The sequence below is a fragment of the Streptomyces sp. NPDC090106 genome, from assembly GCF_044747265.1.
Taxonomy (GTDB): domain Bacteria; phylum Actinomycetota; class Actinomycetes; order Streptomycetales; family Streptomycetaceae; genus Streptomyces.
The window spans coordinates 513,903-538,578 of the sequence record NZ_JBIVDS010000003.1 but is presented as its reverse complement, the minus strand read 5'-3'; the positions used below and the strand labels follow the sequence as shown (position 1 = coordinate 538,578).

Sequence of the window (24,676 nt, the reverse complement as noted above, 5' to 3'; positions counted from 1 at the left end):
CAGGAAGGTAGAAGGTCCGCGGGTGAACAGGTCGTCTGTGCAAGCACAAGATCTTGTCTGTGTGTGCGGAGCCGCTCCGGGCCCGGCCGGAAACCCTCGCCCCACATGCCGGTGGAACATCAGAATGGAGCTGCCGCACCCTGGGGGGCGACAACCGACCAGAGAGGGCTGGGCCGTTGCTGCTGCTGGATCTGGACACGCTCGCACCGCGGGACCGGGTGGAGGCGTTCCGCAACGCGATGAACGACACCTCCGTGCCCAACGACGTCCACCACGAAGAACCCGACCGTGGCATACGGGCCCGCTTCCATGCCTGGCGGATCGGTTCGCTCGACCTCTTCGACATCGAGTGCTCCGGTTTCGAAGCGACGCGCACCGCGCACCACGTCCGTTGGCACCGGGACCGCCCGGTGGTGTCGGTCTCGCTCCAGACCCGTGGCGTCCACCGGGCCGAGAACGGCGGCGAGCGCTACACGCTGGGCCCTGACGACATCGCCGTCTTCCACGAGCTCTCACCGCGCCGCTACGGCTGGTCCGGCGACGGATCCTCGACGGCTGTCACGATCGATGTCGAACATCTCGGCGTCAGCGTCGACACCGTCGTCCGTGCCTCCCTGCGACTGCGCTCCAGCCCCGTGCACGACCTGCTGCTCAGCCATCTGCGCGCACTGCGGAGCGACCCCGAGGCCCTCGCGGCGGACCCCAGCGCGTCGGCCGTGGCCAACGCCACCACCGAACTCGTACGGGCACTGCTCACCTCGGCCGCTCACGATCACCGCGACCCCAGAACGCGCGAGGCGCTCCACGACGCCCTCACCACCAGGATCATCGCGTACGTACGAGGGCACCTCACCGACCCCGATCTCACCCCCGACCGGATCGCACAGGCCCACTCCGTCTCCCGGCGCCACCTCTACCACCTGCTCAGCCAGGCCGGCCTCGGCCTCGAACAGTGGATCATCCAGGAACGCCTGGAAGCGGCCTGCCGTCTCCTGAGCTCCCCTCACCACACCCACCTGCCGATCGCGGCCCTGGCCATGCGCTGCGGTTTCACCAGCCCCAGCCACTTCAGCCGCCGCTTCCGCGCCACCTACGGCGTCACCCCGCGCGAATGGCGTCGCACCCGCGCACCGGCCGATCCGCGTGACTTACAGAAGCCCGCGGGGCATTCCGGCTAGGCCACACGGTCTGCTCCGCGACCGACATCGAGAGCAGTCCGCGCCGGTCGCGAGTGCGGTCACGGGGATGTGGTCGCGGGGATGCGGTCCTATTTGGCGTACGTCGGGGCGCCGAAGCCCAGTTGGTCGAAGCCTCCGCTGGTGGTGCCGTAGTCGCCGCCGCCTCCCTCCGGGGCGACGAGGTCGTAGGACATCCGCGAGATGTACTGGTCGTCCAGGCCCAGGCGCCGGTTGCAGTGGAAGTGGAGCATCGCCCAGACGGGCCGCACCTGGCCGCGGGAGGCGGAGGAGACCGCGGTCTGGGACGAGGCGGGTGGCGAGCTGTTCGTACGGGCCTTCGGGCCGGGTGGCGCGCCGGACCGTGTACCCGGTGGCCGAGGTGGACGGCAGCCAGCTCACCGTGACCCGCGCCGGCTCGCCGGTCGCCGTGACGCCGGCCGGTGCCGTCGGCACGGTCGCGGCGGGCGCCGTGCTGCCCGCGTAGGCGAGGGTCCCCCAGCCGGGCAGGTCGTCGTTGGCGGCCTCGACGGCCCGGGCACCGCCGGTACCGCGGAAGACGGCCGCCTCGGAGCCAGGGGTGTCCAGGCCGCGGACGCCGGCGTAGTGGGCGTAGGCCATCACGTGGATCGGGGGCAGGGTGCCGCGGCGCTGTCGATGTCGCCGTGGCGCTGGGCGGCGCTGATCTCCGTCCGGAGCATGGTCAGCGGTGCGCTACTGCACGTTGCTGTACCAACGTCGGTGTACGACAGGCTCCACGGACAGCACGGCAGCGCCCGCGACCGTGCCGACCAGAAGTGACAGGGCCCCGCCGCCGTTGACGAGCGCGCCGACGCAGGCGGCGGCGACGGCGAGCGGGCGCAGGAGGGTGAGCGGGCCGAGGCCGAGGACCATCGCGAGGGTGCCGGCCCTGAAGGGCAGGGCGAAGTACACCGCGAGCGAGGCCATCACGACGGCAGCGTAGAGGGCGAGAGGGATCAGGTAGCCGAGGCCTCCGGCGGTGAGTGCGTCGAAGGTCCGAACCCGGTCGGACGCGGTGAGCAGCACAAGGGCGGCGGTCAGCGCGGGGGCGAGCAGCGCGACGGCCCCGACGGACAGCCCCCGCAGGGCCGCTCTTACGACGGCCCGTTGCTTGCGTATACGGGCGTCACGGCCGGCGTAGGCGCGGAAGCCGCTGAACGAGGCGTCGATCAGCCCCAGCAAAGCGAGCAGGACGGCGGGGGTCATCCGGTGGCCGCCTCGGCCAGGTGTTCCGGGCCGACGAGTCGGCGCGCGGCTCGCCCCAGCGCCAGGCGGAGCGGCGCCTCCAAGTGCGGACGCACTCCGATGACCGGCCGCAACGTGGCGCAGAAGGGGTTCACCGAGCCGCGCGGCTCGTACACCAGCGGTCGGATGCCAGGTGCGGTGGCGGCACGCAGCAGGGTCTCGTCGCTGTGTGCGCGCCGTGCGGAGACGACACCGTCGTGGCGGCCCAGGGGGTGACGCATCCGGGCGAGGTGGAAGACCCAGGCGCCGATGGGGGCGAGGGGGGTCGCGGTGATGTCGAAGTGGCAGAAGGCCAGCGCCGGTGAAGCGGCCTGGGTCTGGAAGAACTCGGCCAGAGCCGGTCCACGGAAATGGTGCAGCACCCCGGTGGAGATGTAGACGGTCGCCGCCTGCGGCATGTCGAAGGCGTCGCCGTGGACAAAGCGGCAGTCCAGCCCTTCCGCGCGGGCGAGCCGGTCCGCTTCGCCGACCAGCGCGGCATCGAGATCGACGCCCACGAGCTCGACGTCCGCGCCCAGGGCGTTGGTGGCCGCCAGCCAGCGCACCATGTACCCCAGGCCGCAGCCGACGTCGACCAGGCGGTACGGCCCGGCCTGCGTGCCGGACGACCGGATCGCGCTGAAGAGCGGGCCCAGCAGGTGGACCAGGCGCTCGCCCATCCGCAGCTCCTCGTTCAGCCGCTGGAGCTCGGTGTGCACGCTGATGAGCACGCGGTCCACCTCGTGCGGGTCCAGCACACCGTCCTGATCCACGGGCAGATCGGCGACGATCCGAGCCGCGCGCTCGTCCCCGCACTCCCGCAACCGCCGCACCACCTCGGCACGCCTCACCGGGAGCCGGCGGCCACTGCCCGGCTCCACCGCCGTGATGAGGTCGGAAATCTCAAGCAGCTGCACGAGGCAGAACCCTACGGCCTGTCTCCGCCGCACCTGCCGGGCGGGGACCAGGTGGGCGCGCTCTCGGTCCAGCCGGGACCGGCGCAGACACACGGGGGTCACTCATGCGCGAACTCGGCACCGTCCCACGCCGCGCCTCCTCAGACCGCCGTGCACGCTGGGCCGGGCTGCTCGTCGGACTCGTCGCCGCCCGGCCGGTCGGGTCGAGCGACAGCCTCGGCGTCGGCATCCTCTACGCCATCCCGGTGTTCGGGCTGTGCGCGGTGGCCGGTCTCCTGGTGGGCGAAGTGTTGACCGCACCTCCGCAAGGAGCCGTCCGCACGGCCGGACTCGCGCCGCGCCGCATTCGCGACTACGTACCACCGCGCATGACCTTGCTCCTGCTCGCCGAGGCGGCGGCCCTCGTCATCCTGCTGACGGTGGCGGCCGTGGTCGCCTCGCCCGACGGCATGGGCCGCACCGGACGCTCCGTGAGCGTGAGCTGCCCGGATGGCGGCACAGCAACCTCAAGCCCCTGGCCAGGACTGTTCTACGGCCTGCCTGTCCTGGCTGCTCTCGCCCTATCCACCACCGCGTGCATCTGGTCCCTGGCCCGGATCGTCCGCCGCCCCGGGATCGCACCCAAAGCCGGGGTGCGGCGATGAACGGCCCCGCCATCCGCGTCAAGACGGCGAGCCCCGTCCCTCCCTACGAACAGATCCGTACCCAACTGGCCACGCTCATCGCCACGGGCCGTCTCCATGAGGGGGAACGCCTGCCGACGGTCCGCCAACTGGCGGCAGACCTGGGCCTGGCCGCGGCAACGGTCGCAAGGGCCTACCGCGAACTGGAGGCGGCATCCCTGGTCCGCACCCGCCGTGGGGCGGGAACGCGGGTGGCTCCGCTCACGGCCCCGACGCATACACCCGACCCGACCGAACTGGCGGAACTGGCACTCCGCTTCGTGGCCGAGGCCCGAAGTCCGGGCGCGGACCGGGAGACGGTGGAGCGGGCGGTACGGGACGCGCTGGACGAGTAACGGCCGCTCGGTACGGCCAAGTCCACGACCGAACCCTTCGACACCCGCGATCCGTTGACCATTGAGCCGACCATGGCTCTCTGCGCTCCACCGATCCACAGCGAACCCAGTTCGCACTGGTGCAGCGGTACCCCTTGAAGGCGATCGCTGTGACGACACGGGTGCGTCACATCATCTCTGGCCAACCCCGGGATAGCCACAAGGATGACCCGGACAGCGATGCGCCACCTATTCGCGGCATCGACAACGAGACCGTTTTCCCTGGCTGCTGCCTCACAACTTTGAGGAATACCTGCCTCCTTCGTAGCGCATTGGCTACTTTGAGGAACAGTTCGCAAGAACCTGCAGCACATCCGGGAGTCACTTGCCCACGAGCCAATGGGATGTCTCCCTGGCGCGTCCACCCGTTGTGAGAGGTCCTCATGCCAGACGATGCCTCGCAGTTGCCCGACCCGCCCGGACCGACACCGGACGAGACAGCGCCAGAGCCATCGGGCCAACCGGGCGAAGGAGGCGCGTCGGGGTCACCGGCAGTGAGTCCCGGTCCCGAGCCGCTTCAAGCTCAGGCCGACGGACGGTCCGAACCGAACAGCGGAGGCGGATGGCGGCGATACCTGCCTCTCAGAGACGGGAACTTCACCGCCACTGCCATCATCGCGCCGGTCGTCGTGTCCCTTATCGGACTGGGAATAGCCGGTGGCTTCTCCTGGATTGGCGAGCAGTTCCAAGAGGACAAGCCACCCATCTACATCGTCGGCTCCAAATCTCCGCGGGCTGCCGTATCCACAGGGCCGAGCGAGCAGCCGTCCGACTCGTCCTCACCGCCTACGCCTACCTCGCCCTCTCCAGTTCCTGAAGCTCCGTCTCCCTCCGCCTCGGAGGAACTGGCGGACCAGTCCGAAGCCGAGGCGCAAGGCATTGAGTACCGTCCCAGCGCATACCTGTGCCCGTGGGAGGCATGGGTTGCGAACCGGCCCCCCGGCGACTTCACCGAGATCCCGGTCCTGGAGGACAACAGCCTCAATACAGAGCTGATCAACGATCAGAACTCCGGAGACCCCGGAAGTACGCATCTAGTCATCGATGTCACACCGGTCGACAGCACCCCATTGATGGTCAAAGAACTACGGATCAAGGTCCTCGAACGAAATCCGGCTCCCGGCGCCGAGGAAGCAACACTGATCGGATTGCAGAATGGCCAGTGCGGAGAGGGGCCGGCAGAGCTGTCCGCTTACGCAGACCTGGACGGCGGTGCAGACTTTGCAACCGTGAGCTTCACTGGCTCGATGGGAGTACCTCAGGAACTGGTCGACATGCGGACACTCACCATCGACCTCACAGTGGAAACCCGTACCTGCGACTGCGTATGGATTCCTGAAATCGTGTGGAGCAAAGAGGGAGAGGTCTACACGACGGAGTTCCGCATCGACGGCAAGGACTTTCGCACCATCGCCACGATCGGACTCGAACGTCGCGCCTGGCAGCAAGATCTCAATACGTTGGAGTGGTCCGAAACCATCTTTGACGAATCCATCCTGGAGTGACTTTCCAGCAAGGCCAGTACCATCACGCAGAGCTCGCGAACATGCACCTGATGGGACGTCTGTCGTCGATGGAGTCCGGCGCTCAGCTCGCGTCCAACTCCGCCTGACCACCGTCGAGAGTCACGCCGACACCCCCCTCGGTGACAGCAAGGTCAGTCGCCTTGAGACCCAACGGGTAGGGATCGTCCTCCTGTGTCTCCTCGCTACCGAAGGAGTCCCTGAGCCTGTCGAGTGCGGCCTCGGGTGCTGGGCGGCCCATGACTTCCGCTCCGATCACCCCGAACTCGACGCGGCCTGCGCTGAGTTCGGGGCGGATGTCGATCCGCGCCATCCCTCCGCCGACACCGAGTCGCAGCGTGCCTGATGCCGGGTCGGGTGTCACCGAGGTGATGGGCAGGCCGCCTTCGGCCGAGGAAGCGAGCGTGTTCAGGATGTCGTCCGCCGAGAGGCTCACCTCCACGTGGGTGCCTCCGACCGAGCCGCCGCCCGAACTGCCGCCGAAGCGGACGTCGTTGAGCTGGGCCCTGATGGAGGCGCCACGCATCTTTCCGAGCCGGGCGTGGGTGCTGCTGATGTCGACGCGGTCCAGGTGGCGGCTCATGAGGCCGACGAGTGCGGGCCCGCTGATGTCGACGTCGGCGTCGGACCCCAAGGATCGCGCCACCGTGCTCTCGATGCGGTGGTGGATCAGTGAGCGGGCGATCAGTTCCGCCGTGCCCGCCAGGAGGATGGGCAGGGCGAGGCATGCGCAGATCCAGATCGTGGAGCGGCGTCGCGATCGCGCCCGTGTCCAAGCCCACCAGGCCGGTCCCACCGGCCGTACGTCCCGGGAGACGGCGGACCGGGGTGCGCGCCGAATCATGGACGGGCTTCCTCGCGCTCGACGGTCGCGGCGGCCGGCGCGGGTGTGTGGCCCTCGGGGTCGAGGTGGGGCAGCAGGCGGTCGAGACCGCGGGGCAGCCACCAGTTGGCGCGGCCGAGGAGGTTCATGCCGGCGGGGACCAGGATCAGCCGGACGACGGTGGCGTCCAGAACCACGCTGACGCCGAGCCCGAGCGCCATCATCTTGATCACGACGTTGGACGACAGCAGGAAGGCGAGGAAGACACTGGTCATGATCAGTGCGGCGCAGGTGATGACGCGTGCGGTGGCGGACAGGCCGGTCGCGACGCTGAGTTGGTTGTCCTTCGTCTCCAGCCATGTCTCCCTGATGCGGGAGAGCAGGAACACCTCGTAGTCCATGGACAGGCCGAAGACGATCGCGAACATCATCATCGGCACGTACGCCTCGATCGGCACCGTCTCGTCGACGCCGAGCCACGAGGACCCCCAGCCCCACTGGAAGACGGCGACGACGACCCCGTACGCGGCGGCTATGGACAGCAGGTTGAGCAGGGCGGCCTTGACGGCGATCAGCACACTGCGGAAGACGATGAGCAGGAGCAGGAAGGCCGCGACCGCGACGACCGCGATGATCACCGGCAGGCGATCGGACACCATGTCACGGAACTCCAGCTGGGCCGCCGTGGTGCCGGTGACATAGCTGGTGGCGTGGTGAGGGGCGCCTGCCTGCTGGAGGACGTCGTCGTCGAGGCGGTGCAGCAGGTCGGAGGTGGCCGCGTCCTGCGGACCGCTGTCCGGGGTGACGGTGGTGATCAGGAGGGCGCCGTCCGGGCTCGGCCTCGGTGTGCTCACGGTGCGCACGCCGGGGGTGTCGGCGAGCGCGGTGTGCAGCGCGTTCGCGACCTCGGTGCGGGCGGCATCGGTGACCGGTCCGTCCTTGTCCAGAGTGGTGACCACGGTGAACTGACCGTTGGTCCCGGGACCGAAGCCGGCCGAGAGCAGGTCGTACGCCTTGCGTTCGGTGGCCGCGGCGGGTGAGGCGCCCGCGTCGACGTGCCCGAGGCGGATCGAGGCGAGGGGGATGCTGAGCACTCCGAGCACGAGCATGCCGAGCGCCAGGAAGGTCCAGGAGCGGCGGCCGACGAGCACGGCCCAGCGGTGCCAGATGTCGCCGGTGTCGTCGGGCTCGTCGACCGGCGTGCGGACGTACCAGCGGTCGATGCGGCGGCCGGCGAGCCCGAGCAGGGCGGGGGTGAGGGTCAGCGCGGCGAGGGCGCCGACGGTCACGGTGACGCCCGCGGCCGTGCCGAGCATTCCGATGAACAGGATGCCGGAGGCGTACAGACCGGCCAGCGCCATCGCGACGGTGAGCGCGGCCACCAGGACGGCCCGTCCGCTGGTCGCGACCGTGCGGCCGATGGACTCGGCCGGGTCCGACGTGGTGTGCAGGAGCTTGCGGTGCCGGGTGACGAGGAAGAGCGAGTAGTCCAGGCCCACGCCGAGGCCCATCATCGACGCCAGTGTGGGTGAGGCCGCTCCGAACGTGAACAGGGCGGCCAGCATGCCGAGACCGGAGAGACCGGCGAGGAGTCCGATGACGGCGGTCAGCAGCGGGAAGCCTGCCGCGGCGACACTGCCGAAGCCGATCAGCAGAACGACCACGGCCGTGGCGAGACCGATCAGCTCGGACGCGCGGTCGGTGCCCTTGTCGGCGGCGAGCTTGCCCAGCGGATCGGCGTACTCGACCTCGACGCGGTCGGCGCGCAGCTCCGCCACCGCGTCGTCGACCTGGTCGAGATACACGGGATCGAAGGTCGCCGGGTTCTCGTCGAACTGGACGGTGAGGTAACCGGTGGTGCCGTCCTCGGAGACAGCGGCGGCGGAAGCGGAGTCGGCTCCCGGAGCGTCGAGCGGGCTCGTCACCGAGATCACGTCGGGAAGCTCACCGAGCCGGTCCACCGCCGTGTCGACGGCGTCGCGGTGGGACGCCAGCGGGCCGCTCTCCGCCTTCACCACGATCTTGGCGCTGACGCCCTTGGACGCGTCACCGCCGTGCCGGTCGAGGAGGTCGGCGCCGGTCTGGGCCGAGGTGCCGGGCAGGGAGAAGTCGTCCTCGTACACGCCGCCGAACGCGCGGTTGCCGGCGACGGCCGCGAGGAGGACGAGGAGCCAGCCCGCGACGACCAGCCAGGGATGGCGGGCGCTCCACCGGCCGGTCCGGTGCAGGAAACCGGCTCGCTTCGGCGCGTTCGGTACGGGCGGCTCCATGCGGATGCCGACGCTGACGGGCATGTACGGGTCCTTAGGGGATTCGGTGCGGAGGGGCGGAACGCTCGGTGCCGGGCGTTCGTGGTGCGGCGGGGCCGTGGAGCGCGTCCGCGCCAGCAGCAGTCCCGTGGCCACCACGAGCAGCCCCACGAGGAACAGGCCGCCCAGCAGGAAGGCGGAGGACTGGCCGACGGCCAGGACGGTCCCCATACGACGACTCCTTCTGCCTCGATGTCCGATGGGCGGGCGGCGCCCGGCCACCCCTGATGGTGGGTGTCGTGTGCAAGGCGGGTGTTCGTGGATTGTTCGAGCAGTGTGAGGATCGACCGGCCGCCTCGCACGGGCCCCTGACACGGGGATTCGGGCGGCTAGGCTCAAGAAGCGATCAGCCGGTTCCGGCCGGTGACGCGGGGTGGGCCCGCTGGAGGGGACAGTCGTACATGGAACAGGGCAAGGGCCTCGTGGTGATCGTGGAGGACGAGGCGCACATCGCCGATCTCCAGCGGATGTACCTGGGCCGGGAAGGCTTCGGCGTGCACGTGGAGAGCGACGGTCTCGCCGGTCTGGCGGCCGTGCGGCGGCTGCGTCCGGTCGCCGTCGTGCTCGACCTCGGGCTGCCCGGCCTCGACGGCATGGAGTTCTGCCGGAGGCTGCGGGAGGGCGGCGACTGGACGCCGATCCTGATGGTCACCGCGCGCGACGAGGAGGCGGACCGCGTCATCGGTCTGGAGCTCGGCGCGGACGACTACCTGACGAAGCCGTTCTCGCCGCGCGAGCTCGTCGCCCGGGTCAAGACGGTGCTGCGGCGGGCCGCCGGTCCACCGGGCGAGCCCGTGCTGACGCTCGGCGCGCTGGCCCTCGATCCGTCCCGCCGCAGCGTCCACCTCGACGGCCGCCCCGTCGACCTGACCACGACCGAGTTCAACCTCCTCGCCTATCTGATGCGCCACTCCGGCCAGGTCTTCAGCCGCGCGCAGCTCCAGGCTCAGGTCTGGGGGTACGCCGACTACCGCGACGGCCGGGTCGTCGACGTGTACGTCTCGCAGCTCCGCGCCAAGCTCGCCGACGCCAGCCCGATCCGCACGGTCCGCGGGGTCGGTTACAGCGCGGGCCCCTCGTGAACGAGTCGGGCAGGCGCGCGTCCGTCCGGCACCGGCTCGGGTTCCGCGGACCGCTGCGCGGCTCCCTGGCCGGGGACATCGTCCTGCTCGCCACCGTCGTGGCTGCGCTCGCCGTCCTGCTGACGGGGCTCGTGGCCTGGTCCACCGCACGCACCAGCGCGGAGGCCCAGGAACGCGACCAGCTCGGCCGCCAGGCCCAGGTCCTCAGCCGTGTCCCGGCGCTCTCCTCGCTCCTCCTCGAAGGGGAGCAGCGCCTGGCCGGGGCCAACGGCGTCCAGCTCGCCGTCGTCGCCCCGGACGGCAGCGCCGCCGGTCCCTCCGCCCCCGTCCTCACCACCGCGACCCGGGACCGGCTGCTGTCCGGGAAGACACTGTCCACGACCGCCGCCTTGGGCGAGGAGACCGTTCTGGTCGAAGGGCGTCCGGCACGCAACGGCGGCGCCCTCGTCCTCACCCAGCCGATGACCGACGTGGAGCGGGCCGCTTCCCGTATGCAGAGCAGCCTGCTGCTGCCGATGGGCACCGGCCTGGTGGGCGCCGCACTCGCCGGCGCGCTCCTGGCGCGCCGCATCGCCCGTCCGCTGACCGCTGCCGCGAGCGTCGCGCATCAGCTGGCCGCCGGGAAGCGGGGCCTGCACCTGCCCCCGTCGGGCCCGTCCGAAGCGGTCGAGCTGAGCAGCTCGCTCACCGCACTCGACCGGGCTCTGACGCACAGCGAGAACCGCCAGCGGGAGTTCCTGCTCTCCGTCTCCCACGAGATCCGCACTCCCCTGACCGTGGTGAAGGGCTACGCGGAGGCGCTCGACGACGGTGCCGTCCCGGCGGAGGACCTGCCCGCCGTGGGACACACTCTGCTGGCCGAGGCCCAGCGCCTGGAGGTGTTCGTCGGCGATCTGCTGCGGCTCGCACGCCTCGAAGCGGACGACTTCCACCTCGACGTCGAGCGCACCGACCTGACCGCGCTGGTCGAAGAGGCGGCCGAGACCTGGTCGCCCTTGTGCGCCCGCCATGACGTCGACTTCCGCCTCGAACACCCCTGCTCCCCCGTCGTCGCCGAGACCGACGCCTTCCGGGTACGGCAGATCGCCGACGGTCTCCTGGAGAACGCCCTGCGTGTCACCCCGGCCGGGCAGCCCCTCGTCCTGGCGCTGCGCACGGCCGTCGGCCGCCCGGTCCTGGAGGTCCGTGACGGCGGGCCCGGCCTCACGGAAGAGGACGCCGAGATCGCCTTCGAGCGGGGCGCGTTGCGCGACCGCTACCGCGACATCCGGCCGGTGGGCAGCGGCCTCGGCCTGGCCATCGCACACGGTCTCACCACACGGCTGGGCGGCACCATCAGCGCCCACGGGCGGGCGTCCGAGGGCGGGGCCCGCTTCACGGTCACGCTGCCGGGCGGCCCGGCTGTCTGAGTCCTTCGCGTGCTCACGGTTCACGCCCTGTGCTCTTGATCGCGTACGACTGCGCCAGGCGACCAGCGCCTCCCGCGTCGGCCACCCGGCTCGTACGCCCTCTTGCTCCCGCTAAATGCCCCTTGCACTCTTTGAATCGGGGACTCCGCGATTCTTGACCTGGGGGAGGACGGATGACACAGCAGCCCGGCGACCATTTACCCCGCACACGTCCGGCTTGGGAACTGCTCAAGGACAAGATCCTCGTACATACGCGGACCGGCATCCGTTACGGCAAGAGCCCTGTGCTCGCCGCCGGAGAACATGACGGGATCATCCTGTGCGGAGCCGGCGCGTTGACGACCGCCGACGCCTTGCACCGGCAGGCCGTAGAGCCATGGACCGTCCTCGTCGACCCCAACTGCTACGACCAACTGGCCACCGCTGACGCTCCGTTCCACCTCCCCGGCGCGCACCACCACGGCCAGGGCTCGCTCTTCGAGGACGACGAACCCGATCCTCTCGGGTTCGACCAGACCGTCCAACTGCGCAGGGGCGCCACCGCGGGCCTCACGCCCACCCGTTACATCCCGGGCGGAGACCGGCGAGCCGTGCGTGCGGCCGTTCGGGCCGTCCTCGACCTCGACGCCGAGCAGACGATCCTCACCCTGCCCCTCGACCACCGGTGGCTGCGCTCGTCGGACGACCTCGACTTCCTGGTCACCACGCTCGCCGACGTACCCCACATCAAGGGCATCGCCCTCGGTGCGGCAGCCAATCCTCTCGCCACCAAGGGCACGGTGGCCGGACTGCGTCGGCTGATCACCGGCCTCGACCGGGTCGCGCTCCTGCGCACGGACCTCGCCGGACTCGACGCCTACGCCCACGGCGCGCTCTTCGCCTCCATCGGCATGCAGACGAGCATGCGGCACGTAAGCCCACCCGGCACCGGAGGACCGCCGAGGCCCACGGACCGCAACGTCACCACGGTGGTCCTCCACCCGCAGCTCATGGACTACTTCACATGCGACGTCCTCAAGGACCGGTACGGCAACCTGCCCGCGCCGCTGTGCCACTGCGGTGTCTGCTGCGGGCGCAGCCTCCTGCGCTTCGACCACGACCGCACCGACCAGGAGGAGGCCAACCGGCACAACATCGCCACCTGGCTCCCCTGGGCCGACGACCTCCAGCGCACCACCGCAGGCGCCGAGCGCGTCGAGGTCTGGAGACGACTCTGCCGGGACGCCGTCATGGCCCGCCAGGAACTCCGCCACGAACTCGGAGACCCCTCCGCCTTCGAGACGCCACGCTGGCTCAAGACGTGGGCAGGAGAACCCGATTGAACCCCTCGGCGTCCTGAAGCTCCGCGTACACCTGCTCGGCGAACAACCAGCCCGCGGAGGTGGGCACGAACCGCGACGCGGGCCGCGGCGCCACGCACACGAAGGGCGCCTCGTCCGCGGGCGCGTGCACGACTCCGAGGCCGTACATCCCTGCCTCCATCACCACCAGCTCCGCACCCTCCGCGGGGCCGTCCAGCCACACCACGGACTGCGTGTACGGGCCGAAGCGGCCCGCCCGCGACAGACCGCCTGCCGTGAGCCGCGACACCCGCACCACCGCGAGATCCACCTCCAGCGGTCGCACCAGGCGCCGGACCAGTTGGCCGTCCGTCTGCTCCAGCGCGTCCGCGGGGCAACCACGCAGCAGGCGCCGCTCCTTCGACGTCAACGTCATCGAAGGCACCGGCGAACCGACCGGCAACTGCATCAGCCCATCCAGCACGGCCATGTCCAAGACCGCGTCCGCGCCCTCGCGTTGCCGACGCTCCACCTCGTTCGTGTTCAGCCGGACCACGAGCACCGCCTGAACGCCCCGCGCTCGGACCTCGACCATCGACGAGCCCGGCGACAACGGCCCTCCGGACACGACCTCGCACACCTGACGGGCTGCATCAAGATCCAACTTCGGCAACATCACATACTACCCTCAACAACGACAACCACCGCACGCAATCACATCGACGCTCGCGACACAGCGGAAACGGCGAACACCCCGCCCAGACGCCGCAAAGTCTGCTCAACCCTTGTCCGGACGGCTGCAATCCCTTCGACCGGCGCCGAGGAGGACAGGCCGGCTCCGCCTGCTGACCGCCTCCGGGCATCGGCGCTCTCGCGTCGCGTCGCACCGGCGTCGACGATGCCCGCCGTCGTGATCGTCGGACGGGCCGGTCCCGCACTCCACGAGTCCGGGACCGGTTCGCCGCCCGGGAGCGACAGAGGCAGGCCGGAGTGTCAAAATTGGCGGACGGCCGTGGGCCGGCTCTCCGGCGCAGTCCGCCGTTCTTGGGCCGTCCGCTGCCGGCGGAGCGGAGCGACCCCGTCCACGGACCGTGGGCGGACATGAGGCAGAGGGACGAGGACAGCGTGACCATCCAGGGGCCGGGCAGCGGGGACATGCCCGACGGGGCTGACGACATGCCGTTCGACTCCGGAGAGGTCTGGGCGAAGTTCCTCACGGACAGTGAGGACGCCATTCACGGGTCAGCCCCGAGGGAGCCCTCCGCGGAGGAACGCGCACGAGGGCTGAAGCCAGAACTCCCCGACACGGACGGGAAGCGGCAGCGGCGGCGGCAGCATCAGCGCGCTCGTCCCGCGCTCGCTCCCAACGGGGCAGATGCGGTGGGCGAGTTGTGGCAGCCGGAGGAGCCGGCGGCCGGCCCGGCCTGGCGGGATCTGGACGGCCGCGCGAGGCTTCACCGCGTGGGACGTGCCATAGCGGTCTGCGCGGGGCTCGCCCTCATTGTCGGCACCTGGGTCTTGCTGTCCGACAGCTCGGTCGCTCCCGGCCCCGGGATCGACGACACGACAGTGCAGCAACTGGACGAGGCGTCCACCGGTCCCGCTGTGGCACCCGTCCTGCCCTCCGGCCCCGCACCCGCACCGTCGGCTTCCGCGACCGCCTCGGGGTGAGTCGTTCGGAGGTGAACCACTTCGGGGAAGCGGGTGAAGGCGTCGTCGGCGATGCGGGTGCGGGTGGAGCCCGGCGAGATCGCGTTGACGCGGATGCCGCGTGCGCTGAACTCCTTGGCCATGTACCGCGTCAGCACGATCAGGGCGCCCTTCATCGACGCGTACGCCGCGTAGCCGGGTTCCAGGCCGGTTGTCGCGACCGCGCTGCTGCTGCTCGTGTTGACGATGGCTCCGCCGTCCGCCATCAGGGGCAGCAGCCTCTGCGTGAGGAAGTACGGTCCCTTCAGCAGGACGTGCATCAGGGTGCCGAACTCGGCCTCGGTCGTGTTCTCGAACATTGAAGTCCGCGCGAAACCGGCGTTGTTGACCAGGTGGTCGAAGGTGTCGCGTTGCCAGGTGGTGCGCAGCACGTCGGTGACCGTGTCGCGGAAGGCCGTCAGGGCGGTGCTGTCACCGACGTCCAGCGGCAGTGCCACCGCTGTGCCGCCCTCGTTCTCGAGGACGGCGGCAGTCTCCCGTTCCCCCTCCGCGTTCTTGCCGTAGGTCAGGATGACTCCGGTTCCTCGCCTGGCGATCTGGATCGCGGCGCTGCGGCCGATGCCGGAGCCGGCACCCGTGACGATGGCGACCTTCATGGTGTTCCTCCCGGGGTGAGGGCGAGCGTGGGTCAGGTGTGAGGGGGCGGACGGCGTCATGCGGCGGAGTGCGGGGTCAGGGTTCGGGTGAGCCAGTCGGTGCGGGTGCGGCGGGCCGTGGCCGAGACGCGCGCCTTCGGGTAGAGGGCGTCGAACCCGTGGAATCCGCCCGCCCAGACATGGAGTTCGGCCTGGCCGCCCGCCGCCCAGATACGACCGGCGTAGTCGACGTCCTCGTCGCGGAAGACCTCGGCGGAGCCGGTGTCGATGTAGGTGGCCGGCAGTCCCGAGAGGTCGTCGGCCAGTGCGGGTGACACGTGGGCGGGTATCCGGTCGCCGGTGAGGTCGCCCAGGAGGCAGCGCCACCCGAACTCGTTCATGTCCCGGGTCCAGATGCCGGGGCCGTGCGCGTACTGGCGGCTGGAGGCACTGGTGTTGCGGTGGTCGAGCATGGGGCCGATCAGCACCTGCGCGGCGATCGCCGGGGTGCCCCGGTCGCGGGCCAGCAAGGTGACGCCGGCCGCGAGGCCACCGCCCGCGCTGGCGCCCGCCACGACGATCCGGGCGGGGTCGATGCCCAGCTCGGCAGAGTGCTCGGCGACCCAGAGCAGGCCCTGGTAGCAGTCGTCGACGGGGGTGGTGCCGGTGGCCTCAGGAGCGAGCCGGTAGTCCACGGTGACCACGACCGCGCCGAGCGCGTCGAGCCACTCCAAGGGGATGTCGATCTGTGAGAAACGGTCGCCCATGACCATCCCGCCACCGTGCATCCAGTAGACGCAAGGGGCGGCGGTGACACGGTGGTCGGTGTGCGCGGGAGTGAAGACCGTCAGCGGGATCGCGGCGCCGTCCCCGGCGGGGACGGTGATGTCGCGACGGTTCACCGGTCGGTCGGCGAGCAGGGAGTCGACGGGCGCGGAGGGCAACTGGCGCAGGTGGGCGAGGACTTCCGGGGTGAGCTGGGTCATGAGGGGCATGTCGGCCAGCAGGTCCCGCAGTTCGGGGTCCAGGCCGGGTCGTGCCATGGTCATGGTCGCTGCCTTTCACCGGGGCGTGACGAAGAACGAGGATCGAGCGAGGGGAGGCGATCGGAGGGAAGGCGCTCAGCGGATGAGAAGGCGGCCTTGCCGCGGACCGGCACGTGGTCGGTGTACTCGGGCTCCTTGGCCAGCAGCGGGCCGATCTGCGCCACGATGGCCTGGGCGGCCTCTCCGGCGAAGATCCGCTGGTGGTTCTCCTCGCTGGTCCAGCCCTCGATGACATGGACGACGTCGGGAGCGGAGGCGGAACGGGAGACGAGGTAGACGACACAGTGTTCGCTGGCGCCGGGGCTGCCCTCGTCCAGGCCCGTCAGCAGCAGTGCGACCAGTCGGTCACCCAGGCCGGGCCTGGCGGTCAGCGTGGCGGCGAAGCCGTGGTCGGCGGTCATGGGGTACCCCACATTTCTCTCGGTGGTGGAGTGCGATGACTCCATTGAACCGAGCTGACCTGCGGGAACGTTAGACCGATACTCTCCCCTACTTGCACGATCCTCGCGTCTGCGGGAGCACGGGTACGCAACGGTGCTGCAATGGACGCATGCCCCTCGAAGAGCTCCGCGGCCTGCTGGCCCGGCACGCCCGCCCCGACTGGACCACTGCCCTCGACGGCGTCCTGATCTCGAGGATCGACCGGTCGGAGCCCCCGGCGCCCTCGATGTCCGGCATGGTGCTCGCGGTGATCGCCCAGGGCTCCAAGCGACTCGCCCTCGGCGACCGCCTGTACGAGTACGGCGCCGGCCAGTACCTGGTGGCGTCCGTAGACCTGCCGGTCACCGGGCAGTTCACCCAGGCCGACCCCGAACAGCCCGCCCTGGGCTTCGGACTTCGGCTGGAACCGTCGGCTGTCGCCGGACTGCTGTTGCGGGCCGGGCCGGGAGACACGCCCCGTACCGGCGGGGGCACTCCGTCAGGGATCGCCGTGAGCGACGCTCCGGCCGCGCTGCTCGACGCGGTGGTGCGACTCCTGCGCCTGCTCGACGAACCACGCGACCGGGCCGTACTGGCCCCGCTGTTCACGCGCGAGATCCTGTGGCGGCTGATCACCGGGGACCAGGGTGCGACCGTGCGCCAACTCGGCCTGGCCGACAGCGGTCTCAGCCACGTCTCCCGAGCCGTGGGCTGGATCCGCGAGCACTACGCGCAGCCCTTCCGGGTGGAGGACGTGGCGCGGATGGCAGGGATGAGCGTCTCCGCCTTCTACCGCAACTTCCAGGCGGTGACCGCGATGAGCCCGATCCAGTTCCAGAAGCAGATCCGGCTCCAGGAGGCACGCCTGCTCCTCGCCGCCCACCCCGGCGACGTCACCGGAGTCGGCCATCGTGTCGGCTACGACAACCCGTCCCAGTTCAGCCGTGAGTACCGCCGCCAGTTCGGAGCACCGCCCAGCGAGGACGCCGCCCGACTGCGCCGGGCCGTCCGGGCTCCGGCGGGTGTACTGCCCTGAAAGTTCTCGTGAGTGGACGCGAGGGGGAAGCAGCTCAACCGGAGAGCTCCTGTGCGTGGCTGTCACCTGCGGGCCGCCCACCCCATCCGCTCAGCCTCTCGATCAACTCCGGCCACACCACGGGGTCATGGCCGGGTACCAGCTCGTACCCCTTCCCCCGGGCAAGTCGTTTGAGGTGGCGGATCGGTTCCAGGGTGGCCTCGGGGGGAACGCCGATGGAGGTGCCTGCGGGGCGTTCGTCGTCGAGGTTCTCCGTCAGATCGGCCGCGTCGCAGGTGAAGACGTAGCCCCCGCCTTCGGCCAGGTCCACCACGAAGCTCTGGTGTCCGGGGGTGTGCCCCGTGGTCACCACGGCGGTGACGCCGGGGGCGATCTCCACGTCACCGTCGGCGAGCCGCCAGTCGATGCGGGGGTCGTCGAAGTCCGTGCGGAAGATGACCTGACGCTCCACCTCGGGCTGCCCCGACAGCCCGTACTCCAGCTCGGCACGTTGGATGTGCACGGGGACCCGGCCGGCGAAGTGCTTCAGGCCGCCCGCGTGGTCGGCGTGCAGATGACTGATGGCGACCGCCGTGATGTCCTCCAGCGCGACCCCGACAGCCGTCAGCGCCTCCAGCAACGGCTCCCCGGGGCAGGGCAGTTCGGGCTGGTAGGAGGGGGACGGGTAGTAACGGCGGCACAGAGCGGGGTCGTTGAGCAGGGCCGTGTTGAAGCCGGTGTCCAGCAGCAGCCATCCGTCCTCGGTCTCCAGCAGGACGCCGGGGACGGGTTCACGCACCCGCTCCGTGGGCGGCGCGCCATGCACCGAGATGGATCGCGGCAGGTCCTCCCAGCCGAGGAGGAGGGGCAGGACACGTCGGACACCGCGTCGGGTCATGATGATCCTTTTCGTCGTCGAGTGACCGTGCCGGTGATGTCGTGAGGCGCCGCCCGCCGGCCGGCCGAGGTCTGCGGGCGGCTGCCCCCGGGGTCGTCTCAGACGCTGGCCTTGTCCATGTAGCAGCGGTGGTTGGCGAGCGCCTCGGTGTTCATGCCCTTCACGTCGTTGCCGCTGACGACGAGGTTGCTGAAGCAGGCCAGCATCGACAGGACCATGTACTCCTCGGCCCATCTGCGCTGGATCTTCGTGTAGGCGACGGTGCGCTTCTTGGTGTCGGTGAGGTTCTTCGCGGTGTAGAGCTCGTCGGCGAGGGAAGCGGCGTCCTTGAGGGTGTCCATGCCGGAGAGCTTGGTGCCGTAGATGCCGGTGGGGCTGGCCATGGCGCCGACCATGTCGTCGGGGTCGGGGACGTAGGTGTTGCGTTCCCAGATCATCAGGTCGTGGTAGTCGTCGCTCCCGTCGAGGAGGCGTCCGAAGTAGGTCGCGGGGTCCACCGAGGTGGTGACCACCTTGAAGCCGACGTCTTCGAGGTTCTGGGCGATGATCTGGGCGGCCTTGGGGTGCCAGGAGTCGCTGGCCGCCATGAGCCGCAGGGTGCGTCCCTTCGCCCCGGCCTCTTCGACCAGGCGCTTGGCCCGGGCGACGTCCTGGGTGCTGAGGTCGGCGAGCGTGGCGTCGTAGCCGCTCTGGGCCGGCGGGATGGCGTACCCCTTGGGTTCCGCGCCGATGCCGTAGAACGCCTTGCTGAGGATGGCCTTGCGGTCGATGGCCAGGTTGATGGCCTTGCGCACCTTCAGCTCGGGGATCCGGCGGGCGTCGATCATCATGATGGCGTCGGCGTTGTGCGAGGTGTCGTAGACCTTGACCGAGGAGTCCCCGCGCAGTTGGGCGACGGCGGAGTAAGGGGCGAACTGGGTCGCGGAGACGTCGCCGCTGAGCAGGGAGCTGACGATGGCGGAGGGGTCCTGGACCTGGCGCAGGACCAGGCGGTCGACGGGCGGCTTGCCGAGCCGGAAGCCGTCGAACGCCTTGAGCGTGATCGACTGCCCGGAGGTCGCCGAGTCGAAGGCGAACGGGCCGGTGCCCACCAGGTGCTTGCCGATGTCCGCGCCGTACTTGTCCAGAGCGGCCTTGGAGATGATCCGGCCGCCGATGTCGGAGAGCTGGCCGAGGACCGTGCGGTCGGGCTTCTTGAGGACCATGGTGACGGTGAGGTCGTCGGGCGCGGTGAGGGACGCCACGTTGGTGCCCAGCCCGGCCAGTGGCCGGGTGCCGCCCTTGGGCAGGGTCTTGTCGTCGGGGTCGAACTGGCGGCCCAGGCTGGCGAGCACGTCCGCCGAGGTGAGCGTCGTCCCGTCGTGGAACGTGACGCCCTGGCGCAGGGTGAAGGTGTAGGTCAGCCGGTCGTCGGAGACGGTCCACTTCTCGGCGAGGTCGGGGGTGGGCTCGTTGCTCTCGAAGGAGATGAAGGTCAGGCCGCGGCAGATGCAGTCGACGGCCATCCAGTCGCCCAGGGAGGTGTAGAAGGCCGGGTCGCTGACGGCGCTGGTGGAGTCGATGGCCAGGGTGAGCGTGCCCCCGTCCGTGCTGCCGCTCGCGTCGTCGGCCGCGGCACCGCAGGCCGTGAGCAGGCCGGGCAGTCCGAAGCCGACGCCGACTCCGAGCAGGCTCGCCCCGCGGAGCATCGTCCGGCGCGAGACGCCTTCGGGGGCGGGCGCCGCTCCCGGGTCGGCGGGGGTCGGGGACGAGCCGGATGAACGGTTCGGCATGGGGCCTCCTGGGGCACCGATCCACAATGTGGATTACATCTTTGCTGGATTGGATCCAACGGAATGTTCGGCGGCCCCCGATTCCCTGCCGTGTCTCATGGGTTAAAGGCACGTGAATCGGACCTGTGCGTCACCAGCACGCCGGACCAGCGCACCGCTGTTCAGCGGGGCGGTCCGACGGCACGGGAGATGACGGCGTCGAAGGCGCGGTCGGAGACGACAGGGGGCGGAGAGTTCCGCTTGGCGTTGGCCTCCGAGCGCAGGGAGGTGGCGACGGCGGCGCCCTGGGCGGCGTAGGCGCCCGCGGTGGAGGACTTCTCCAGCTGGTCGGCTGCGATGGCGCCCCACTCGGTGGCGATGCCGCCGGGTTCGATGACGACGACGCCGGGGCCACGCTCGCCCGTGTCACGGACGGCACCGGCCGCGCCGTCGACGAACTCACCGCGCTCCTCGGCCGCGCCGGTCAGGCCGACGGTGACATCCACCCGGACGTCACCGTCAACGACATCCACCTACTGTTCCCGACCGCTCCCACCGACCAGCCGCCCGCCGCGCGCGCCCGCCGGCTCACCCTCGTGACCCCAGGGCTGACCACCCGCACCCGGCACACGGAGGGCTGACATCCCGCCGGAAAGGCACCTGCTGGACTACCGCTCGATCTTCTTCAGCAGCCCCGGAAGCGTGTCCCGCTCGGACTCCGACAGCGGTCCGAGGCATTCCGCGAGGGTCTCGTCGGCGACTGCGTGACCGGAGGTCTGGACGCGTTCGCCCTCGGCGGTGAGGTGGTGCTCGATGTGCCGTCCGCGGCCGGGGCGCCGCTCGATGGGTGCCTGGGCCGCCAGGCGGCCCAGTACCGCCGGCACCGGACGCTGGACAGCCGCCTCGCCACCGTCGACAGCACCTTCCTGCAGTGGGACGCGCCGCGCGCGGTCGCCGGCCTTCACGGCCCGCCCGAGGATCTGTCGGCACCCACTCCTGCGACGCCCGCCCCGTCCACGTCCACGACCCGACCCGACCCGGTCGGCAGCCACGTGAACCAGGAACCGGTCCAGGACTTCTCAGCCCTCGACGCCCGCGGTGTCGCCGAGCACGCCTACCACGATCCCGGCCGCTTCTCCGTCGACCCGGCGCCCTTCCCGGCCGAGCGCGTCGCCACCGTCCAGGGCAACATGCGTGCCCTGCGCCGGTCCTCGGGCGGCCCCGCCATGAGCGGCCCCTGTCTGCGCGAGCGCCTGGCCTCCGTCACCGTCCCCGCACTGGTCCTGTGGGGCGAGAGCGACCTGATCGCCACCCCTGCCTACGGCGAGCACTACGCCGCCGCCTTCCCGAACGCCCGGTCCGAACTCATCCCCCAGGCCGGGCACCTGCCCCATCTCGAACAGAGCCCGCCGACACCATCGCCCGCCTCGACGCCTTCGCGCCCGAGCTGCTGAGCTGCCGGGCTGCCGGGCTGCCGGGCTGCCGACCGGTCACTCCCCCGTCGCACGCTCCGGGCGGTCCGTGGAGGGCGGCTCGTCGTAGGTGACCACTACCGGCGCGTTCGCCTCCGCCCGTGCGCGGTCGCTGGCCGCCACGATCTCCTCGTAGGTCCACTCCCGGTAGAAGCGCTCGCCATGGGCATCGGTGATGTCGATGACCAGGCCGGTCCACTCCGGGGCGGGCCGATCGGGGACGACGCCCAGGTCGTACACGGCGTCCCGGAGGAAGGATTCGGTCACCCGTATGCCGGTGAGTCTCTCGGCCAGGGCGAGGACCGCCGCCTTCTCGTCGACGTCCGGGGCGTTCTCGTCGTACTCCCCCTCGGAAGTCAGCGGGAAGCCCACCTCCCTTAGCAGGGGGACCAGTTCATCGGGGGTGCTGCCGTTGCGCGACCAAGAGCCCTCGAACGTCGTGCGGAGCTCGCCGTCCTCGATCCAGTGGAAGAGGTGGATGGGCTTGCCGCCGTTGGTCGAGTGCGTCACGACCCGGCCGCCCTGCGACAACGCGTTCACGTACGTGTCCCCGACGCCCAGGCCACCGTCGAAGCCGAGGACGAGCGTCCAGTCGCCGTCCACGCCCGGGGTGCTGAAGGCGCCGGCGACGTAGAACTCGTCCCAGTGGTCGTAGTCCGCCTCGGCGCGGTGGGCGTCGTCCGCCTCGATGAGTGCGGCCGTTCCCTCCCCGGTGCCGCGCGGTTCCGCGTCGATCGCGCGCAGCACCTCGCGGGGTGTCCGCCCCTTGATCAGGGTCAGGGTGTAGCCGCACTCCAGCATGTGCCGGAACAGCGGTGAAGTGCGGATCCAGGCATAGTCGTTCGCGGTCACCGGGTTCATGGACGGCAGTGTGCCCGAGCCCACTGACAGCGCCGGCCGGCGGCCACCTGTCACACCTGGATCTCGGCCACTGACCGGTGTCAGCTGCTCGCGCTGGGGGACGGTGCTCCGGACGGCGGGGTGCCGCCGGGCGGCTGGCCCTCGCCGCCGGGGGGCTGGCCGCCGCCTCCGCCCGCTCCGACCGCGCTAGGCGTGGTGCCGGTGTCGACACCGAGGGTGAGTTCGGCGGTGTAGCCGGAGGTGGCGTTGCCGGTGATGGTGGGGACCTGGAGTGTCCAGTCGCCGTCGCCGAAGATGCCGTCGTCGGAGACCTTGGTGCCGACGCCCGCGAGGTTCTCCGTGGAGCCCGAGTAGCCGTCCAGCGCGTAGACCTTGGCCAGCATGGCGGGCGGGAAGGCGAGTTGGGAGGTCGCGATGGTGCTGCTGACGTCGGTCGCGGAGTCGGCGTCGGGGTAGACCTCGAAGTGGATGTGGGTCCAGCGGCCCGTGTAACAGCCGGGGACGATCGTCTTGAAGGTCACCGAACCGTCGGAGTCGGCGATCTGCACACCGCGCAGGTACGTCTCGTCCTCGACCCCCTCGGAGTACATGGAGTACAGGCCCTGGGCGTCGCACTGCCACACGTAGACGGCGACCTTCTCGAACGCGGCGTCGTCGTTGGCCATGTCGGTGACGTTGAGTTTGAGGGTGAGGGGCACGCCCTCGACGGTGGTTCCGCCGTCGAGGCTCGACGTGATGTCGCTGCGCACGATGCCGGACCGTTCGAGGGTGTTGACGTCGTTGGTGCCGTCGGCCGGGTAGGGACCGTTGGTCTCCTCCGGGATCTCCCCCTCCGAGGTTCCGGAGGCGGCCGAGCCGGTCGCGGTCGAGGCGGTGCCGCTCGCGCCGGAGTCGGAGGAGCACGCGGCCAGAGCGAGCGAGCCCGCTCCCACCGCGGCCATGGTGAGGATGCGCCGTCGGTTCAGGAGGGTACCGGCGTCGAATCCGGCTCCCTGGTCGACCACTTCGTCGGTCGGGCGGGCCAGCAGCCGGCCTTCGTACGCGGGCCCCTCCGGGGTGCGCTCGGCTTCAGGGACTCGTCCCACGGGTGTCTCCCAGGTGTCGTGCTTACTGCGAACGGCTTCACTGTGCAGTTCACAACCAGGCCCGGCCTGTGGTGAAGCTGTGGGCGGCATGAGAAACCTGAAGCCGCGGGCAGCCGGGCGCATGCCCTGCGCCCGGCTGCCCGGTGCACCTATGCAAGGCCGGACGCTCACGTGCCGGTGCCTTGCCCGCCCTGGGTTCCGGACCCGGGAAGGGTGGGCCGGTAGGGCGGCATGAAGCGGGTGCGGGGCATCTGGTCGGCGAGGACGCCGCCGTCGACGACGATGCGGGTGCCGGTGAGGTAGGCGCCCGCGTCGGAGGCGAGCAGCAGCAGAGCGCCGGTGCACTCCTCGGGGTCGGCGTAGCGGCCGAGGGGGATGCGCTCACGGTAGGCGGCCTCGAACGCCTCGCGGTCGAAGGGGAATTCATCGTCGATGGGGGTGGCGACCATGCCGGGGGCGATGCTGTTGACGGTGATGCCGTGCGGGGCGAGCTCGACGGCGAGGGTCTGGGTGAGCAGGTCCACGGCGGCCTTGGAGGCGTTGTAGTGGGTCAGGCCCGCTTCGGCGACGAGGGCGTTCTTCGAGGTGATGGTGACGATCCTGCCCGGGACGCCGTCGGCGATCATGTGTTCGGCGACGCGCTGGGTGAGGAAGAAGACCGCGTCGAGGTTGACCCGCATGACGCGGTACCAGCTGTCGGGGGTGATCTCGTTGAACCGCTCCAGGGCGGCGGTGCCCGCGTTGTTGACGAGGATGTGCAGCGGCCCCGCCGCCGCGCGGACGCGGTCGGCGAAACCGTGCAGTTCGTCGGTACGGCTGAGGTCCTGCGGGAGGACATGGACGGTGCGGCCCAGTGCCTTGATCCGGGCCGCCGTCTCGGCCAGGTCGGCCGAGCCGGGCAGGTCGGTGACGACGAGGTCGGCGCCTGCTTCGGCGAGGCTGGTGGCGAAGGCCCGGCCCAGGCCGCGGGCGGCGCCGGTGACCAGGGCGGTGCGGCCGGTCAGGTCGAAGCGGTCCATCAGG

22 protein-coding genes and 3 pseudogenes are annotated in these 24,676 nt (G+C 70.6%); 9 read left to right on the top strand and 16 right to left on the bottom strand.

Annotation, left to right across the window (positions count from 1 at the left end):
* Positions 1-176: 176 nt before the first annotated feature.
* Positions 177-1,178 carry an AraC family transcriptional regulator gene (locus tag ACIPSE_RS12315; protein WP_401661034.1) on the top strand — a complete coding sequence of 334 codons (1,002 nt, stop codon included), beginning with the start codon at positions 177-179 and terminating at the stop codon, positions 1,176-1,178.
* Between the two features lie 89 nt (positions 1,179-1,267).
* On the opposite strand, the pseudogene ACIPSE_RS12310 reads toward ACIPSE_RS12315, so the two are convergent.
* The 4 genes and pseudogenes from ACIPSE_RS12310 to ACIPSE_RS12295 form a co-directional block, all read right to left on the bottom strand.
* A pseudogene (locus ACIPSE_RS12310) lies at positions 1,268-1,486 on the bottom strand (cell wall anchor protein); the annotation flags it as partial.
* A gap of 4 nt (positions 1,487-1,490) precedes the next feature.
* A pseudogene (locus ACIPSE_RS12305) lies at positions 1,491-1,823 on the bottom strand (Ig family protein); the annotation flags it as partial.
* A 66-nt stretch (positions 1,824-1,889) separates the two neighbouring features.
* Entirely contained in the window at positions 1,890-2,402 is a 513-nt protein-coding gene (locus ACIPSE_RS12300; protein WP_401661032.1) for a hypothetical protein, read from the bottom strand.
* Entirely contained in the window at positions 2,399-3,337 is a 939-nt protein-coding gene (locus tag ACIPSE_RS12295) for a class I SAM-dependent methyltransferase (RefSeq protein ID WP_401661030.1), read from the bottom strand. The genes ACIPSE_RS12300 and ACIPSE_RS12295 overlap by 4 nt, the downstream gene beginning before the upstream one ends.
* A 104-nt stretch (positions 3,338-3,441) precedes the next feature.
* On the opposite strand from ACIPSE_RS12295, the gene ACIPSE_RS12290 reads away from it, so the two are divergent.
* From ACIPSE_RS12290 to ACIPSE_RS12280, 3 genes are all read left to right on the top strand, one after another.
* Positions 3,442-3,981 (top strand): hypothetical protein, encoded by a 540-nt coding sequence (locus ACIPSE_RS12290; RefSeq protein ID WP_401661028.1) that lies wholly within the window; start codon positions 3,442-3,444, stop codon positions 3,979-3,981.
* Positions 3,978-4,355: a GntR family transcriptional regulator gene (locus tag ACIPSE_RS12285; RefSeq protein ID WP_401661025.1), complete on the top strand. Its 378-nt coding sequence runs from the start codon at positions 3,978-3,980 to the stop codon at positions 4,353-4,355. The genes ACIPSE_RS12290 and ACIPSE_RS12285 overlap by 4 nt, the downstream gene beginning before the upstream one ends.
* Positions 4,356-4,888: 533 nt before the next feature.
* Entirely contained in the window at positions 4,889-5,899 is a 1,011-nt protein-coding gene (locus ACIPSE_RS12280; RefSeq protein WP_401661022.1) for a hypothetical protein, read from the top strand.
* 82 nt (positions 5,900-5,981) lie between these two features.
* Here the strand turns inward: ACIPSE_RS12280 and ACIPSE_RS12275 are convergent, their stop codons facing one another.
* Together ACIPSE_RS12275 and ACIPSE_RS12270 are read right to left on the bottom strand one after the other, a co-directional pair.
* Entirely contained in the window at positions 5,982-6,761 is a 780-nt protein-coding gene (locus tag ACIPSE_RS12275; RefSeq protein ID WP_401661019.1) for a DUF2993 domain-containing protein, read from the bottom strand.
* A complete protein-coding gene (locus tag ACIPSE_RS12270) occupies positions 6,758-9,220 on the bottom strand; it encodes an MMPL family transporter (protein ID WP_401661016.1) in 2,463 nt (820 codons plus the stop codon). Before ACIPSE_RS12270 ends, ACIPSE_RS12275 begins: the two co-directional genes overlap by 4 nt.
* A gap of 230 nt (positions 9,221-9,450) precedes the next feature.
* Here ACIPSE_RS12270 and ACIPSE_RS12265 point away from each other — a divergent pair, with 230 nt between their 5' ends.
* The 3 genes from ACIPSE_RS12265 (at position 9,451) to ACIPSE_RS12255 (ending at position 12,862) form a co-directional block, all read left to right on the top strand.
* On the top strand, positions 9,451-10,131 hold the full coding sequence (locus ACIPSE_RS12265; RefSeq protein ID WP_401661014.1) for a response regulator transcription factor: 681 nt from the start codon (positions 9,451-9,453) through the stop codon (positions 10,129-10,131).
* The gene (locus ACIPSE_RS12260; protein ID WP_401661011.1) at positions 10,128-11,540 is read left to right on the top strand and encodes a sensor histidine kinase; all 1,413 of its coding nucleotides are present in this window, start codon (positions 10,128-10,130) and stop codon (positions 11,538-11,540) included. Before ACIPSE_RS12265 ends, ACIPSE_RS12260 begins: the two co-directional genes overlap by 4 nt.
* A gap of 173 nt (positions 11,541-11,713) precedes the next feature.
* Entirely contained in the window at positions 11,714-12,862 is a 1,149-nt protein-coding gene (locus tag ACIPSE_RS12255; RefSeq protein ID WP_401661008.1) for a hypothetical protein, read from the top strand.
* Here the strand turns inward: ACIPSE_RS12255 and ACIPSE_RS12250 are convergent.
* From ACIPSE_RS12250 to ACIPSE_RS12235, 4 genes and pseudogenes are all read right to left on the bottom strand, one after another.
* Positions 12,834-13,496 carry a hypothetical protein gene (locus ACIPSE_RS12250; RefSeq protein ID WP_401661006.1) on the bottom strand — a complete coding sequence of 221 codons (663 nt, stop codon included), beginning with the start codon at positions 13,494-13,496 and terminating at the stop codon, positions 12,834-12,836. The genes ACIPSE_RS12255 and ACIPSE_RS12250 overlap by 29 nt on opposite strands.
* A gap of 778 nt (positions 13,497-14,274) precedes the next feature.
* Complete coding sequence (locus ACIPSE_RS12245; protein ID WP_401661003.1) at positions 14,275-15,126, bottom strand: SDR family NAD(P)-dependent oxidoreductase; 852 nt, start codon at positions 15,124-15,126, stop codon at positions 14,275-14,277.
* Positions 15,127-15,182: 56 nt separating this feature from the next.
* The gene (locus ACIPSE_RS12240; protein ID WP_401661000.1) at positions 15,183-16,154 is read right to left on the bottom strand and encodes an alpha/beta hydrolase; all 972 of its coding nucleotides are present in this window, start codon (positions 16,152-16,154) and stop codon (positions 15,183-15,185) included.
* Between the two features lie 83 nt (positions 16,155-16,237).
* Positions 16,238-16,552 (bottom strand): annotated as a pseudogene (locus ACIPSE_RS12235) (putative quinol monooxygenase); the annotation flags it as partial.
* A gap of 149 nt (positions 16,553-16,701) precedes the next feature.
* Between ACIPSE_RS12235 and ACIPSE_RS12230 the strand changes: the two are divergent.
* Positions 16,702-17,607, top strand: coding sequence for an AraC family transcriptional regulator N-terminal domain-containing protein (locus ACIPSE_RS12230; RefSeq protein WP_401660997.1), 906 nt, complete (start codon positions 16,702-16,704; stop codon positions 17,605-17,607).
* 34 nt (positions 17,608-17,641) lie between these two features.
* On the opposite strand, the gene ACIPSE_RS12225 is transcribed toward ACIPSE_RS12230, so the two are convergent.
* The 3 genes from ACIPSE_RS12225 to ACIPSE_RS12215 form a co-directional block, all read right to left on the bottom strand.
* Entirely contained in the window at positions 17,642-18,484 is an 843-nt protein-coding gene (locus ACIPSE_RS12225; protein ID WP_401660995.1) for an N-acyl homoserine lactonase family protein, read from the bottom strand.
* 98 nt (positions 18,485-18,582) lie between these two features.
* Positions 18,583-20,256 carry an ABC transporter substrate-binding protein gene (locus tag ACIPSE_RS12220; protein ID WP_401660992.1) on the bottom strand — a complete coding sequence of 558 codons (1,674 nt, stop codon included), beginning with the start codon at positions 20,254-20,256 and terminating at the stop codon, positions 18,583-18,585.
* 161 nt (positions 20,257-20,417) lie between these two features.
* The gene (locus tag ACIPSE_RS12215) at positions 20,418-20,768 is read right to left on the bottom strand and encodes a hypothetical protein (protein ID WP_401660990.1); all 351 of its coding nucleotides are present in this window, start codon (positions 20,766-20,768) and stop codon (positions 20,418-20,420) included.
* Positions 20,769-20,999: 231 nt separating this feature from the next.
* On the opposite strand from ACIPSE_RS12215, the gene ACIPSE_RS12210 reads away from it, so the two are divergent.
* A complete protein-coding gene (locus ACIPSE_RS12210) occupies positions 21,000-21,689 on the top strand; it encodes an alpha/beta fold hydrolase (protein WP_401660987.1) in 690 nt (229 codons plus the stop codon).
* Positions 21,690-21,725: 36 nt separating this feature from the next.
* Here the strand turns inward: ACIPSE_RS12210 and ACIPSE_RS12205 are convergent, their stop codons facing one another.
* The 3 genes from ACIPSE_RS12205 to ACIPSE_RS12195 all read right to left on the bottom strand — a co-directional run bounded on the left by ACIPSE_RS12205 (position 21,726) and on the right by ACIPSE_RS12195 (position 24,672).
* Complete coding sequence (locus ACIPSE_RS12205) at positions 21,726-22,568, bottom strand: DUF6461 domain-containing protein (protein ID WP_401660985.1); 843 nt, start codon at positions 22,566-22,568, stop codon at positions 21,726-21,728.
* Positions 22,569-22,648: 80 nt separating this feature from the next.
* The gene (locus ACIPSE_RS12200; RefSeq protein ID WP_401660982.1) at positions 22,649-23,653 is read right to left on the bottom strand and encodes an intradiol ring-cleavage dioxygenase; all 1,005 of its coding nucleotides are present in this window, start codon (positions 23,651-23,653) and stop codon (positions 22,649-22,651) included.
* 167 nt (positions 23,654-23,820) lie between these two features.
* Complete coding sequence (locus tag ACIPSE_RS12195) at positions 23,821-24,672, bottom strand: SDR family NAD(P)-dependent oxidoreductase (protein WP_401660979.1); 852 nt, start codon at positions 24,670-24,672, stop codon at positions 23,821-23,823.
* Positions 24,673-24,676 lie beyond the last annotated feature (4 nt).